The sequence below is a fragment of the Bacillus cihuensis genome, assembly GCF_000504145.1.
Classification (GTDB): Bacteria; Bacillota; Bacilli; order Bacillales; family DSM-1321; genus Peribacillus; species Peribacillus huizhouensis.
Window position 1 is genome coordinate 1,573,117 of the sequence record NZ_KI632495.1, and the last position, 15,206, is coordinate 1,588,322.

The window sequence follows — 15,206 nt, forward strand, 5'->3', positions numbered from 1 at the left end:
TTAAAAGTTTATTGTTTACTGCTCATCAAACTTTGATCTACATGACCATGATCGTGGTCATGGTGGTGATGTCCGCCTCCCTTTGGAATAGGTTGGAAGCGTCTGCATTGTGTCTCATAATGTACATGCAGCTTGTTCAATAGCACTTCCGTCGGGTCGTCTATTAGTAGAACAATTTCCCCGCTATCCGTCACTTCAAGAGGCAAGTGTCTATTTCCTAATTCATAGGCGATCAACCCAAGCTCTTTGGTTGATTCAGAGAACACGACCAAAACATCACAAGGCTGAAGGGATACAAGAACTGTCCCTTCCTCCTCCCTTGTTAGAATATCTCCATGGCGAAGTGAAGTCTGTGGCTGCAGTGGCAAGGAAATGCCTATTTCTCTGCCGCGATTCGTCTTCTTGCGAAGAATTCGTTTAGCGCATTCATCCCATGTCAATTCAACAGTCTCAAATCCACGTAACTCCTCGTTCCCATTAGAAAGCCCGTCTTCAAATATATTCCCTACTATTTGATTGCAAATCATTACACATCATCCTTTCTTATCTAAGAAAATAAAGTCGGCTCATCGGTACTTCCTCCAACGGTTCACACGTTATCAATTCTCCATCTACTTCTACACGGTACGTCTCAGGATCCACTTTAATATCAGGACAATAATCGTTCCGTATCATATCTTTTTTACTAAGATTTCTCGTATTTCGAACTGGTACAAACTTCTCTGCGGATGCTGGGAGCTGATCGGCGATTCCATTATCGATAGCTGCTTGGTTAACAAAAATATAAGAAAGTTTATTCGGATTACTTCCAAAAGATCCGTACTGCGGCCGATACAGCACTGGTTGACAAGTCATGAGCGAAGCGTTAGGCTCTCCCATCGTGGACCATGCGATGAAACCACCTTTAATAATTGTCTCTGGCTTTACACCGAATAATGTATGCCGCCAAAGGACTATATCTGCTAGCTTGCCAGGTTCCAAAGAACCGACATAATCTTTAATACCAAATACGGTAGCAGGATTAATTGTATATTTGGCCAAATAACGAAGCACACGAGTGTTGTCATTATCTCCTTGCTCCTCAGATAATGCACCCCGCTGAAGTTTCATTTTGGAAGCAAGTTGCCACACACGCAAAATGGTCTCTCCAATTCGTCCCATACCTTGAGAGTCGGAACCCATTATACTGATAGCCCCCATATCGTGAAGAACGTCTTCCGCAGCTATCGTTTCTGCTCGAACACGAGAATCTGCAAATGCTACATCCTCAGGTACTGCTGGATTCAAATGATGACAAACCATAATCATATCCTGATGCTCATCTACCGTATTAACTGTATACGGATTTGTCGGATTAGTGGAGGATGGAATGATATGCGGATAGCCTGCCGCCTTTAGTATATCTGGTGCGTGCCCTCCGCCTGCTCCCTCAATGTGATAGGCATGGATTGTACGGCCATCGATCGCTTCCAGTGTATCATCTACGAAGCCAGACTCGTTTAGCGTGTCTGTATGGATTTGAACTTGAAAATCCATTTCATCTGCTACTTGAAGGCATGTATCAATGACTGACAATGTGCTTCCCCAGTCCTCATGAATTTTAAGTCCAATCGCCCCTCCTTTAATTTGTTCGATCAATGCCGCTTTGTCGCTCGAATTTCCTTTACCAAGCATACCCATGTTCATAGGAAACGCTTCAAAGGCATTAATCATTCGTTGGATATTAAAAGCACCGGGTGCTTCGATGCCTACAGTCTTCGGACCTGTTCCTCCCCCAAGCATGGTCGTGAGTCCGCTGCTGAGTGCTTCTTCAACTAATTGAGCTGAGTCAAAGTGTACATGAGTGTCGATTCCTCCAGGTGTCGCTATCATTCCGGGATCAGCAGAAATGATATCAGTACCAGGACCAACGATTAGACCGGGAGTAATATCCATCGTGTTAGGATTTCCAGCCTTTCCGATACCAACAATTTTGCCTTCCTTGATACCAATATCGCCTTTAACAATCCCTTGAATAGGGTCCATTATGATCACATTTGTAATGACAAAATCTAGTGCACCTTCACTATTCGGAATTGATGATTGCCCCATCCCCTCCCGCAATGTCTTACCGCCCCCGAACACTGCTTCGTCTCCATAGTTTGGAGCATTATAATCCTTCTCAATTTCAATCCAAAGATTTGTATCTGCGAGTGAGACTTTATCTCCAACAGTTGGACCGAATAATTCACCGTAATGCTTTCTGCTTATTTCCATCGTTATCCCCTTTTCATTAAAAGTAATATGTTCACAAGCTCAATCATATTTTTAAGTATGATAACCAGAAAATTCTGTTTATTCAGGAGCAAATTGCACCTTTTTTTTGCACCATTATAATTTTTCTGTCTATTATTTGACTGATTTTAATTACATCGAAATCAGAAAGTGCTTTATTCTTTGCCAATTCATACATAACTAGTCGATCTTCATCTATACTCTTCTTTAAATCTAGTATATTGTTTAAAACCATTAACCTGTCCCTCTCTACTCCGCTACTTATTAAATTTTATTAATCTAAAAACTAAGCAAACCTCAGAAACTTACAAAAAGATTTATAATCCATTGTTCTGCTTTTATAAAAACCAGAAATCAACACTATTCTAAAATCACAGCCAAAAGTTAAATGGCTTTAATTCCCGGTACATGTAGGATTAGGGTCTGTTTTTTCACTTTGGCCATGGTGTTTACTTGTTTTAGTATTATTCTTCATTTTTTCATATAACCTTTTTCTACAGCTGTTTTAAAAGCGTTTTCTCTAATGCTTTGATCTTCCATAGAACCCATCGTCAACCCATTAAAACCAAATATATTCTTTTTCCCTCCAAAGTCGACTAACTGAACGGTCTTTTCTTCACCAGGTTCAAACCGAATAGCCGTGCCAGACAATATATCCAGATGCATACCAAATGCCTTTTCACGGTCAAATTGCAAGGCTTTGTTCACTTCAAAAAAGTGAAAGTGGCATCCTACCTGAATAGGACGGTCACCACAATGCTGAACTCGAATCACCTCTCTTCGAGACCCTGGACGCAGCTTAATAGGCTCACCCTCGTAACGAATTTCTCCTATATTTCCATTAATTTTAGTCATTCTGTCACCTCCTAAAATATTAAACAGTTTGGTTCACTTTCTCAGATCTTGGCGAAGTAAAAATTGAATCATCCAATGTAAAGTAGTTTTGATTCCCTATTTCCGATCTTGTCGGGAGACGAATTGGGTCATGTACAGTGATTAATTTTGATCCGTCTAAAAACATTCCTTCTACTTGTATGATTGGGATTAGCTCTCTCACTCCAGGTAAGACATCTTCTTGTGACAATATTTGCGTGCCAAAAGAAATAATATCCGCCAACAGCTTGTTCGCTGTAACGGCCTGTTCCATAAGCTCGTCGCTTATAATTGCCACCGCTTCTGGATAATTGAGTTTCAATCCATTTTTCAATCTTCTTCTTGCTAATTCAGCTGTAGTGAATACTAGCAGCCTTTCATTTTCCCTTGGAGTTAAATGCATTTTTTCCTCCACCACCTATTCATTTTTTATGACATGCAAACCCTTGTATATAAGGTTTCATGTTCCATTGAAGCGATCTCAAGACCAGGAAAAAAACTATTTACGTTCTCGATCGTAAATTCCTCTTCTATTATCGGATAATTTTCTAATTGTTTTCCAAGTCTGTAGAGTACAAGCTGCGACTCATTTTGGCCAAGTGGCATAATTCGGGTCGCCACGGATACCAAAGATACCATTCCAGAAAACAAATACGTCTGCACAGTCTCCCTTAGAGGTAAAGACAGTTTCGCTGCCACTACGCCATAGCCTATCGCGTAGTGATACTGCAAAGAATTGTTCAACAAGTTTCCATAAAAAGAAGTTTCATTGCCTGCCTGTAGATTTTTCACACCAAGCAATAGCGATCTCCCTGTTTTCATACTAGCCTCGAATAACTCCTTGGCAGGTTTTGTAGCCGTATACAATTGCTGAAGCTCAGCCAATCTAGCTGAATCATCCTGTAAAGTAGCCTCATACGCTTCTTTAACAAATACAGCGTCTAAACGAATATTTGCTTCAAGTATGGTTTGCAAAATACTTTCAACTTCTGTCGCTGTATTGATTCGATAGTTCTGAATGTAGGTTTCAAGCCCATAAGAGTGGTTAAAGCTACCTGTCGGAAATGTTCCTCCAGATAGTTGCAACCATGTAAGTAAACTTGATGTTTGCTTATTTCCGGATATAAGGCAACTCCCCTTTCAACATCAGCGGTCTCATAAAAGACCAAACGTCATTAAACAACTCTGTCATTTCTTCGTAATTCGAACTAAGTACTTTCATCGTAATGACACCGCTTGGATGCAGTGAACATCCTGCACGAACACTCAATCTGTCCTTTGTTGATAGATACTCCTGAAGCCGTCTAATACTATCGGCCTTTCCTTGACCGGCATATAAGTACAAGGTCCCCCAATGTGAATATCCTTCTAAATAACCGAGGCGCGCGAATTGCTCCCGTTCCATGTTCAACCTAAATTGTTCCCAAATCGCAAGCTTTCCCCCAATATATAAATGTAACCGATTCGAGAGACTTCTGAATTCGAACGACTCTCCCGTGCTTTTACGACCACTGGAATACATTTCGCAGTAAGCTAGTACAGATTTTGGATGTACATCAATCCGAGTTTGTGTCTCTAGTTCCGATTGCCGAAACAATGTGATCGCTTCGGGGAAACATTCCAAGCTGGCATTCTCTCCTACATGAAAGTGTTGGTTTATAAAAGCCTTACCTTCTGGCATTTGATAGATTTTGGAAGTCGAGGCGTTCGTCAAATAAAGACGGGCACAATCTTCCACACTTATGGAATAATCCGCACGATCCCCGGCCAACATCCCACCTGCTGTATCGAAAACATACACGAACGCAGTCCCCATATCGTCCATATAAAATGGGCGCATTACCTTCAAAGGGAATCTGTAATTCATCCGGGAAATATAACTTTTTTCATTCTGGTCAACCTTAATACCGAGTTCCAACATACCCTCCTGCATTTGCTACCTCCTTTCGCTACCACCCGCTTTAAGATGACAGATGCTCAATTTTCTCTTGTCATCTTAAAGCGGGACGTCTGCTGCATATATTCCGTTATTCTTCTCCAGCTCTATTTAGATTATAGGCGTTATCAATCTTATCCTGATGGAGCAGCGTTTTAAGGCCCATAAATCTTGTGACAATCACTCCCTCTCAATCTAATTAGTCATTTCGCGGCCAACCCTAGGTAATGATTTATCGTCCTTATCTTTTTATAAATGCAATTATCGTGCCAAATTTATAGATTATTCAATCATTTACACAAAATATTAAGAATACAATCATATAGTTAGTTGGTATCGAGCCGTTTTTCTTCAATCTCACAACCATAAAAATTCATTATGTGACTTTAAATGAACGTTTTTTTTACATTATAAATTTATGGAATACTGTATCATAATTGTCCAGTTGTCCACATTTGTATTGGACAACTGAACACTTGAGTGAGTTTTTTGTCGTATCTGATCATTCATGTAAATAAAAAACGCCATGCCTAATTTGGTTGATTTAACCAAAGGCATGACGTTTTGTGCTCATCTTACTAAAGTTAATGGCTATTGGGTCTGACCCTACAAGAACTAAATACAGTAAAAGAATATTCATTAAACACTACATACTGATACAGAGCGCAAGGTCAAACTATCAAAGATAATCGATGTTACCCTTCTTGAATTATTTGAGTATGGTATGAATAGTATTGTTTAAAGAAAGTAATTGCTCCCCGGGCATCCTGAATGTTCAATTTTCTGCATAAATTAGCTAATGCCAATAGTTTATAAGTCACGAACTTTTGCTTATTCGTAGCAAGTACATAATAAATGAGAGTTTTTATGACAGAGGGTGGTAGCTTCATTTCGTTCAACTTACGGAGAATATCTGATCGAGAACGAATGGATGGCATGTACTCCTGGATTTCATTAAACACTTCCTCTGTTGAATGTGCTTCCAAAAATCGGGCTAGTTGCCTTTCCTTTGCTTCTATAAGCTTACTATCAACACGCATTTCCTGTTCTCCTTCCAATCAACCGTTTCGAGCTAATCTAGTTGGTTCTTATTAAAGCATACAAAATTAGATGTCCCTCTTATTCTTAGCCTTTTATTCCAAAAATAAGTCAAATGCTATGGTGATTAGCCAAAGAACAGAAAGAGCACCCGATATATATATGCCTAGACTAAGTAAAGTTTCCATCATGGCTCCTTCTTGACATATCTTGTTCTCCTTTTCTTACCGTGACAAATAAGTACCACAAGTATAGGATTTATTTGGGCTAGGGGATTCTATCAAAATTCTGCACACGTATATTGGCACTTGATTAACCTAGAAACTTATCTTGCTAGCTACTAAGAGAACTGAATAATCAAAAGAATCATCGTTCAATGATTCTGATAGTTAGCTAGAATCAACCTATTTTCGAAAGCAAGCTTGTTTATTCAGTGGTAGAACATTATCGCGACAAGTTTTTATTACACGGTTCGTTTTTAATTGGATCCTTTTCAATGAAGCCAAAATCATTGGCCAGAAAGTCCATCTTGATGACTACAGTCGCTATAGCTGATCGCTTCTAAAATGCTTTACATACAATTTTGCTCCATATCCGAAGTTATCATCACAATTATTTGATTGTGGGGATTTTCAACTCCTTTCTGTTAAAGCTAATGCCAGTATAAACAAGCTATTTTTAAAATTTTGTCGATTTATTAAATATTCCCTATTTGTAATAGAACTGTTATTTTGTCTTAACAATAGAAAACAAAATGTAATTATCGTTACTGTTTTATGTCTAATAAACACATTCAAATTATTAAACTTTATCATAAAAACAATCGAGCGAAAGGGTCAGACTCCGCAACTAATATATAGCGCGTGGTCTGACCCTTTTTAAGACACCCTCTTAATTCATCGCAAAATCTTATTTCACATAAACTTTAGATTCATTTTTCGTAAACTGCGGCAGCCAATCTCCATGTGCTTCAATTAACTCATCACACATCGAGATGATGTCGTCCATGGATAGTTCAGCGCTTGTGTGCGGATCAAGCATAGCCGCTTGGTACACATGCTCTCGTTTTCCAGTGATTGCTGCTTCGATTGTGAGAAGTTGAGTATTAATATTTGTTCGATTAAGTGCAGCTAGCTGCTCTGGTAGATCACCGATGTAAGTCGGCATAATGCCATTGCGGTCGACAACACATGGTACTTCGACCACTGCATTTTCTGGAAGATTGCTAATTAAGCGACCGGTATTTAATACGTTTCCACCAAATTTGAATGGCACATTTGTTTCCATCGCTTCAATAATTCTTGAACCATACTCATTGGAACGAGTATGTGTTAGCTGACTGTTGTTCACCATATCTTCTCGCATTGATTCCCAGCTCTCAATTTGCGAAACACACCGGCGAGGATATTCATCAAGTGGAATATTGAATCTTTCAATCAGCTCTGGATATTTACTTTTTATAAAATATGGATGGTACTCGGCATTATGTTCGGAAGATTCTGTAATATAGTAGCCGAACTTATCCATTAATTCGTAGCGAACCATATCATCATGTTTAGTTTTTTGTTTTTCCTTGGCACGACGTTTAATTTCTGGATATAAATCCTTTCCGTCACGCTTAACCTCTAATAACCATGCCATATGGTTAATACCGGCAATCCGTTCTTCAATGCCTTCATGATCCATTTCTAAGTCTCTAAATAAATGCTCTGTACAAATTTGAACACTATGACATAGTCCGATCGTTTTCACGTTTGTGTAGCGCAGCATCGCACCGGTTAAACTAGCCATCGGATTTGTGTAATTTAAGAACAGGGCATCAGGACAAACCTCTTCAATATCCTTCGCAAAATCCAGCATCACCGGAATCGTACGAAGGGCTCGGAAAATCCCACCAATCCCCGTTGTATCAGCAATTGTTTGCTGTAAACCGTATTTTTTAGGTATTTCAAAGTCAATAACAGTACTAGGTTTGTAACCACCAACTTGGATTGCATTGATCACATATTTTGCTCCTCGAAGCGCTTCTTTTCGATCAGAGTATGACTGAATCGTTACATTACTATTATAGTTTTTCTTTAAGTTATTCAACATATTTTCAGAGTCTTTTAGACGTTGCTCATCGATATCGAAAAGGGCAAATTCAAACCCAGCTAATGCTGGTACAAACAAACAATCTCCTAGAACGTTTTTAGCAAAAATGGTACTTCCTGCTCCAATAAATGTAATTTTAGACATATTTCCTCTTCCTTCCTTATCTCTGTTTTTTTATGATTAACCTTTTACTGAACCCGCTGATAACCCTTTAATGAAGTATTTTTGTAAGAATAAATATAAAATGGTCATCGGTAACATCGACATTAATGCTGCTGCTGCTACTAAGTTCAGTTTATTTTGATTGGCCCCAAAGAAATTGGCTAATGAAACGGTTAATGTATGCATCGCACTATCTTGCAAGAAGAAGATCGCAAACTGGTAATCATTCCAAATGTATACACAAGAGATAATTAGAATCGATGCAGTTATTGGTTTTAACAACGGAAACACGATTCTAAAGAAAATCCCGAGCGTACTCGCCCCATCAATCTTGGCGGCTTCTTCTAATTCCTTTGGTATCGTTGACCGAATGAAGCCTGCATATAAAAAGATCGTTAATGGCATAAACGCTGCAACATTATTGAGAATCGCCACATCATACGTATTCATCATGCCAAAATCAACAACCAAATTGTACAATGGCACAAGTGCCGTCAATGGTGGAATAATCATAATGGCAATAAATAAGAAGTAAAAAAACTTATTTAATTTTGTTTGCCGACGTGCCAGCGGGTAGGCAGCCATTGATCCTAATACGATCAATAATACGGCTGAAAACAGTGTGATAATGGCCGAATTGATAAACGAATTCCCTAAGTTGGTAAGTTCCCACGCCTCGGAAAAGTTTTCGAAACTTATTTGCTTGGGGAAAACCCATTTTGAACTGAAATCACCTTTCGCTTTTAAAGCAGTCGTAATTAAAATGTAGAAAGGTATGATATGAACGAGCGTAATGAAAATAGCCAACCCAGCAAACAATCGTTTCTTTTTCTTGTCTGTGTATGTCACTATGCTTCGACCTCTTTTCGTCTAAAGTAAACGAGAGCTGCTAAGCTTAAAATAAGGATGATGATAGCCATGAAAACACCTTGCGTTGCTGCATAACCAGCATCCTGTCTTTTAAAATACAAATCATACATAAACGTTGACATCGATTGAGAGGCATTTCCAGGTCCACCACCCGTTAAGGCAATAATCACATCAAATAATTTTAAACCACCGATAATATTGATCACCATATTAATCGTGATCGATGGCATTAACAATGGGAGTGTAATATTTTTAAACTGCTGAAGGGCAGAGGCACCATCAATTTGCGCTGCTTCATAATAATCTTTTGAGATGCTTTGTAACCCAGCTAAATAAATGATCATGGCAACGCCCACATATTGATATGTATTGACAAATACGATGATCCACGTATTCCACTCCGGATTTGCTAATGCATTGATTTTGTCTAAGCCTAAGAATAGCAAGACGTCATTCAGTGCTCCACCTTGATAGGCTAAGAAGAAATACCAGATATACCCCATGATTAACGGACTAATAATAACGGGAAGATAAATCACCGTTCGGGTAATGGCTTTCATTCGAATGCTTTGATTTAACAATAGCGCATATAATAAGCCGATAATATTTTGCAAGATGGTACTACCTATTCCATACAGTAAGGTATTTTTCACGACGAGCCATGTTGTGGGATCTGTAAACATTCGTTTGTATTGGTCTATGCCTACCCAATCATAACTTTGCGAAAAACCGTTCCAATTCGTAAACGATAACTGAATCCCATTTAAGAATGGATATAAAATAAACAGAAAAACGATGACCAAGCTGGGTGTATACATCCACCAAAGAGAAGATGGCTTTTTCTCTTTTCGCTTCGGTGCTTTCTTGGAAACGGCTACCTTTCTTCTCGCTACTAGTTCACTCATCATATCAACTCCATATTTAGACGTGCTTTGTGTTATTGTGGATAAGGGAGTCGCCATCCTTCAATAACTCCCTTATTCGTACACGTAGCTACTGTTTTCTTAAACGATTATATTCTTCGCCCATTTTTTTCGATAACTTTTCAGGTGTTAAGCTACCTGAAAACAATTCTTGACCAGTCGTCCCCATAACATCCCACATGCCACTTGGTAAATACACACGATCAAAGTATGGTTGTACATCAATATCCTCGAATTCTTTATAGTACGCGGAGAAATAGTTTTCCGCATCAACATTCGTAAAAGCATCTGGCGCTGATGTTCCATTAGCAATCGTTATAATATTTTCTGGTTGAGCGATAAAGTCAAGAAAACGTCTTGCCTCATCAGCGTGCTTTGTGTTTTTAGATATCGCTATAGTATGACGCTCACCGCCAATCCAACTCGGCTGATCTCCTTCATGAATCGCAGGTACTGGCATGGTCCCTATTTTTACATCTGGGTTTAATTCTGTTGCATCAGGGCCAAGTGAGCCTGCAACAAACGTGAATGCTATCTTATTTTGGGCCATTAACTCTGTTGCTTGTTGTATTTGTGCTGTTAGAACATCTTCATTTAACAACCCTTTGTCTTGCATTTCCTTCATTTTTTCAGCAAGCAGCGTGTAATTGTTCCAGTCAAATGTTCCATCTACTAATTGATCTCCATAACTATTCTTCTGGTCGGTAATCAGTAATGGCGTCGCAAACTCGTCAAAAATTTGAGCTATACCATCTTTATCACTACCAGGAATCCATAATGGTGTAACTTCTCCATTGCTTTTTTCTTTAACTGTTTCTAATGCTTTCATAAACTCATCTAGAGTCGCCGGTGGTTCAATGCCATACTCTTTTAACACAGCAACATTATAGCTAATTCCATCTTTCGCTTGATTCAATGGAAACGCATACACTTTTCCGTCTTTGTCCTTAAGTATTTGATCTAACGCTGGATCAAGATTTTTAACCCAATCCATATCCTTTAAATCCATGACATATTCACCATATCGAAGCTGTGACCAGCCATGTGTATCAAATAAATCTGGCATATCATTCGCAGCCATCTTGACACGAAGCATATCTTCATAATCTCCAGGCGAATTCAATTCAATCTTTATTTTAGGATTTGCCTCTTCGAACTTGGCAACAACACTTGCGAATGCCTTCTTTTCCCCTTCTTTTTTCATCGTTGAGAAAAGAGATAATGTGATTGTACCATCCGCTCCACCAGTCTTATTTGATGAACTTCTGGAGCATCCCGAAACAATTAAACTGAAAGCTACTACAAGCAAGAACATATTCAGATACTTTTTCATCGTATTTCTCCCCTATTTTCTTAGTAAAATAAATGGTTTTTTCTTTGACTAATAACACATTATTTTTTGCTAAAACGGATGAAGTTAACTTACAATAGAGATCTAGTTCATTTCTCTTATAGAGAATAGTAGAGATGGAAGAGTCGTTGATAAAGATCTATTCTGCCAAATAGATCTTTATCTATTTATATGACTTTTCATCTCTTTCTTTATGCGTACAATATGACCCCTTAATGACTCTAGACAAACGAATTAATTTCTCCAGTTCCTCACCTCCTTAAAAGTTAAACATTTTCCCCAATCATGATCGATATAATGTAACCTTAAGAATCTAGTTTATTTTTAGCCCCGCAGCTATCGCGGATAACTAACTTAGTAGGGACAGTCACTTTCAGAGGAATTTCCCTCCCATTAATTCTGTCTAATAATAATTTCACTCCAACTCTTCCCAATTGCTCTGTATAAACCTTAACTGACGTTAATGGTACACTTGCAAATTTCGCCATTAGGATATCATTAAAGCTAACAATGGCAATATCTTCAGGCACTTTTAAATGTGCCTCTTGAATTGCGCGCAGTGCGCCAATCGCCATCGAATCACTTGCGATAAAAAAGGCTTCAGGTAGATTCCCCTTATGAATTGCTTCTTTCATCAACATGTATCCTTGCGTCATTGAATATTCGCCAATAAATACTTGATCTCTCCGAAAGATACCTTTCGATTTCATTATTTCTTCATATATCGTTAGACGCGTATCCCTAACCACTAAATTGTTATCTGAATCATCACTCTCACTTCCACCGATATAACCAATTTCCTTAAATCCTTGATTCAATAAGTGTTCCATAGCACTAGTGGTTGCTTTTCTAAAATCAATCATGACTGAATCGTAACTATCCTCATCTGGTGAGTAATTGATAAACACAATATTATTCAAAGTATCTTTTAGTCTATTTAAAAGACTTAGGTTCATACCACCAATCACAATCAAGCCATCTATATCTTCCATGATTTGCTCTTGATTTGAATCAGAAGACCGAATAATCTTGTTCGTATAAATTCCCTGATTTAAACACTCACTCTCTACACCTTGTCTAATAATAGAAAAGTATGGGTCGTCATCAACACCATCTTCTTCTTCTTCTAATGAACACGTTAAAATAATACCAATTCTAGGACTCCTTACGTTCTCAAGCTTTTGTTCATTTCTCCGCTTTCTCACTGTCGTATAGCCCAATTCTTTTGAAACTTCTACTATTCGGTTCCTCGTTTCATCTGTAACTAAAAGGGTAGGATCATTATTTAAAACTCTAGATACCGTTGCACTAGACACTTTTGCACGAACTGCAATATCTTTGATTGTTGCCATTTCAGACTCCTTCACTACATTCAGTAAACATCAAACTAGTATACCCACTAACTTTTACTGAATATTTACTTGTTAAGTAAATAATGCCAACTATTTAAAGCGCTTTCAATACTTTTTTTAGAAAATTCTATCAATAATTTCTGAAAAATAGACATTTTTCTCTATTAATCATTACTTTATTTGAAAAACAACTGTTTATTTTTAGTGATATTCACTAAACCTTTATTCAATTAACTAAATAAAAAATCAATCCTCCGCTAAAGTTTTACTAATCTTTTCCCCTTTTCTCGTTAAACAAAGCGGCACTATCGTTCTTCATCGTTATTTTCTAGATAAACTACACTCTTTTTATATGTGAACGAGTTCTGTAAATACTCCCACAAAAAAATAAGAGACTACCCCAAAAGATCTAACCTCTCTCTATCTACCATTTATTGATACGTGTACACTTCAAATAATTGATACTTTAGATTCAGGGACTAATCTTTTTTATGGGCAGTCTCTCATCAAACACTTATATTTATTCGTTTGAGCTTTTATTTAGGAACCGAAACGGTCGCTTCCTTAGTCACGATGTTGCCGGCATAATCGCTTACCGTGTAGGTAATCTTGTAAATTCGACCGTCTCCTTTACCTGATCGTTCCGCGCGCAAACTAAATTGGGAGTCACTCGTGTTAAGTTCCACATCTTGAATGTCATCCGTGGAGTTCCTGTCGCCCAACCGGAAAATATTTACTATAAGTCGTTGTGTTGGAATTCAATTTATTTTTCAAACCTTTTATTCTATTAAAAGTTCTCTCGCCCACTAAATCAGATGAAGGAAACGACGAAATGCTTGTTGGCCTTCTTCATTCCGCTTAAAAACGCCAGCATCTTCTAGACATTTCAGGAATTTCTGTCCTACTTCAGTACATAGAGTCGTCCGAACGGTTGCTTGCGTCATTTGATTATCGAATCTTGCTTTTATCTCATTCGCCCAAGGCAGATGATAGTCTTGAATTACATTTGGTTCTCGTAATAAATATTTTTCCACTTCTAAGAGCTCTTGTTTCAAACGTGGTGGGAGAACTGCTAGACCTAACACTTCAATCAAGCCGATATTTTCTTTTTTTATGTGATGAAGTTCTTCGTGAGGATGAAAAATTCCAAATGGAAACTCTGCTGTCGTTCGATTATTGCGAAGAACGAGATCCATCTCATAAACATCGTTTCGTTTTCTAGCAATTGGCGTGACGCTATTGTGGCCGATTTGACATGAATAAGCCTCGATGTTAACAGTAGAATCACTATAACCTTGCCAGATTTCGAAAATATGACTACTAGCGTCAATAAGATCAATCACATTCATACCACTCAGTCTGATTACAGACATCGGCCATTTAACTGTTCTTGCATTTACAGATGGAAGACTAGGAATCTCGAAGACTAAGTCATTTTCTGCTTTTTCTAGGGCAAATTCAAATTGTCCGCCTTGATAATGGTCATGACTAAAAATGGAACCACCTATGATTGGAAGATCAGCATTTGAGCCGATAAAATAATGGGGAAATTGATCAACAAACTCGAATAAACGCTGAAATGTTTCACGTCCCATTCTCATTTCACGATGTTCCCCAGAATAGACAATACAATGTTCCGGATAATAAGAATAAGGCGAGTAGTGGAAGTACCATGGCTCATCAGTCAATTGGAGCCGAATTAGTCTATGATTAGAACGAGCAGGATGATCCACTCTTCCAGAGTAGCCTTCGTTTTCAATACAAAGCATACATTTTGGGTATGTGGAAGGAAGAGATTTTTGTTCTCTTGCCCAAGCGATTTCCATCGGGTCTAGCTCAGGCTTGGACAGATTAATCGTTAGAGCTAGCTTGCCATATTCCGTTTCTACCGAAAACTGGATATTATTTCCATTCCGCTTCGATTGGATATAATGACTATCCTTACTGAGCTGATAGAAATAATCCGTTGCTCGTTTCGGATTTTGCTCATATTTTTCAAAAAAAAACCGATTTAACTCGGATGGCTTAGGTAGAAAAATATCCATCATCTTAGCTGAGAGTATGTCTCTTTCCTCATTAAAATGACCAATAACCTTCGTCTTTACTGCATATTCTGTTAATTCATCAAGGAGATCTGAAATATCTTTTTCAACTGTCTCTACTTCGCTCTTATAAAAATCCTGTAACGCCAATAAATCCATAATTTTATTACGTGCATAAAGCTCATCTTCCTTGCCAAGCATTCCCGAAAGCATTGCTTTGTGCAAAAGTTGCTGTATATTCGAATACACATCCATATTCCCATCCTCCAGCATGTCATCTAGGTTCTTGTG

General features: G+C 38.2%; 13 protein-coding genes and 1 pseudogene. All 14 read right to left on the reverse strand.

The window, feature by feature from the left end; translation table 11 throughout:
- Positions 1-8: 8 nt before the first annotated feature.
- The 14 genes and pseudogenes from V179_RS29140 to V179_RS0113490 all read right to left on the reverse strand — a co-directional run bounded on the left by V179_RS29140 (position 9) and on the right by V179_RS0113490 (position 15,170).
- Positions 9-527, reverse strand: coding sequence for an urease accessory protein UreE (locus V179_RS29140; protein ID WP_051404949.1), 519 nt, complete (start codon positions 525-527; stop codon positions 9-11).
- Between the two features lie 16 nt (positions 528-543).
- A complete protein-coding gene (gene ureC, locus V179_RS0113430) occupies positions 544-2,262 on the reverse strand; it encodes an urease subunit alpha (protein ID WP_200868686.1) in 1,719 nt (572 codons plus the stop codon).
- A gap of 76 nt (positions 2,263-2,338) precedes the next feature.
- Positions 2,339-2,509, reverse strand: coding sequence for an aspartyl-phosphate phosphatase Spo0E family protein (locus V179_RS30085; protein WP_084552343.1), 171 nt, complete (start codon positions 2,507-2,509; stop codon positions 2,339-2,341).
- A gap of 236 nt (positions 2,510-2,745) precedes the next feature.
- On the reverse strand, positions 2,746-3,129 hold the full coding sequence (locus V179_RS0113440) for an urease subunit beta (RefSeq protein ID WP_028391930.1): 384 nt from the start codon (positions 3,127-3,129) through the stop codon (positions 2,746-2,748).
- 118 nt (positions 3,130-3,247) lie between these two features.
- Positions 3,248-3,550 (reverse strand): annotated as a pseudogene (locus V179_RS0113445) (urease subunit gamma); the annotation flags it as partial.
- A 26-nt stretch (positions 3,551-3,576) separates the two neighbouring features.
- Complete coding sequence (locus V179_RS0113450) at positions 3,577-4,233, reverse strand: urease accessory protein UreF (RefSeq protein WP_028391932.1); 657 nt, start codon at positions 4,231-4,233, stop codon at positions 3,577-3,579.
- A gap of 25 nt (positions 4,234-4,258) precedes the next feature.
- Positions 4,259-5,080 carry an urease accessory protein UreD gene (locus V179_RS0113455; protein WP_028391933.1) on the reverse strand — a complete coding sequence of 274 codons (822 nt, stop codon included), beginning with the start codon at positions 5,078-5,080 and terminating at the stop codon, positions 4,259-4,261.
- Between the two features lie 698 nt (positions 5,081-5,778).
- Positions 5,779-6,123: a hypothetical protein gene (locus V179_RS0113460; RefSeq protein WP_028391934.1), complete on the reverse strand. Its 345-nt coding sequence runs from the start codon at positions 6,121-6,123 to the stop codon at positions 5,779-5,781.
- 907 nt (positions 6,124-7,030) lie between these two features.
- The gene (gene melA / locus V179_RS0113465; protein WP_028391935.1) at positions 7,031-8,359 is read right to left on the reverse strand and encodes an alpha-glucosidase/alpha-galactosidase; all 1,329 of its coding nucleotides are present in this window, start codon (positions 8,357-8,359) and stop codon (positions 7,031-7,033) included.
- Positions 8,360-8,395: 36 nt separating this feature from the next.
- The gene (locus V179_RS0113470; RefSeq protein ID WP_028391936.1) at positions 8,396-9,226 is read right to left on the reverse strand and encodes a carbohydrate ABC transporter permease; all 831 of its coding nucleotides are present in this window, start codon (positions 9,224-9,226) and stop codon (positions 8,396-8,398) included.
- Positions 9,226-10,152 (reverse strand): carbohydrate ABC transporter permease, encoded by a 927-nt coding sequence (locus V179_RS0113475; RefSeq protein ID WP_028391937.1) that lies wholly within the window; start codon positions 10,150-10,152, stop codon positions 9,226-9,228. Before V179_RS0113475 ends, V179_RS0113470 begins: the two co-directional genes overlap by 1 nt.
- An 88-nt stretch (positions 10,153-10,240) precedes the next feature.
- Complete coding sequence (locus V179_RS0113480) at positions 10,241-11,503, reverse strand: ABC transporter substrate-binding protein (protein ID WP_028391938.1); 1,263 nt, start codon at positions 11,501-11,503, stop codon at positions 10,241-10,243.
- Between the two features lie 323 nt (positions 11,504-11,826).
- Complete coding sequence (locus V179_RS0113485) at positions 11,827-12,873, reverse strand: LacI family DNA-binding transcriptional regulator (protein ID WP_028391939.1); 1,047 nt, start codon at positions 12,871-12,873, stop codon at positions 11,827-11,829.
- Between the two features lie 806 nt (positions 12,874-13,679).
- Positions 13,680-15,170: a UDP-glucose--hexose-1-phosphate uridylyltransferase gene (locus V179_RS0113490; RefSeq protein WP_028391940.1), complete on the reverse strand. Its 1,491-nt coding sequence runs from the start codon at positions 15,168-15,170 to the stop codon at positions 13,680-13,682.
- Positions 15,171-15,206: the final 36 nt, after the last annotated feature.

Bases quoted from the DNA above. Each gene is read 5' to 3' on its own strand.
- V179_RS29140 (WP_051404949.1), bottom strand. From the start codon at position 527: ATGATTTGCAATCAAATAGTAGGGAATATATTTGAAGACGGGCTTTCT.
- V179_RS30085 (WP_084552343.1), bottom strand. From the start codon at position 2,509: ATGGTTTTAAACAATATACTAGATTTAAAGAAGAGTATAGATGAAGAT.
- V179_RS0113440 (WP_028391930.1), bottom strand. From the start codon at position 3,129: ATGACTAAAATTAATGGAAATATAGGAGAAATTCGTTACGAGGGTGAG.
- V179_RS0113455 (WP_028391933.1), bottom strand. From the start codon at position 5,080: ATGCAGGAGGGTATGTTGGAACTCGGTATTAAGGTTGACCAGAATGAA.
- V179_RS0113460 (WP_028391934.1), bottom strand. From the start codon at position 6,123: ATGCGTGTTGATAGTAAGCTTATAGAAGCAAAGGAAAGGCAACTAGCC.
- melA (WP_028391935.1), bottom strand. From the start codon at position 8,359: ATGTCTAAAATTACATTTATTGGAGCAGGAAGTACCATTTTTGCTAAA.
- V179_RS0113475 (WP_028391937.1), bottom strand. From the start codon at position 10,152: ATGAGTGAACTAGTAGCGAGAAGAAAGGTAGCCGTTTCCAAGAAAGCA.
- V179_RS0113480 (WP_028391938.1), bottom strand. From the start codon at position 11,503: ATGAAAAAGTATCTGAATATGTTCTTGCTTGTAGTAGCTTTCAGTTTA.
- V179_RS0113485 (WP_028391939.1), bottom strand. From the start codon at position 12,873: ATGGCAACAATCAAAGATATTGCAGTTCGTGCAAAAGTGTCTAGTGCA.
- V179_RS0113490 (WP_028391940.1), bottom strand. From the start codon at position 15,170: ATGGATGTGTATTCGAATATACAGCAACTTTTGCACAAAGCAATGCTT.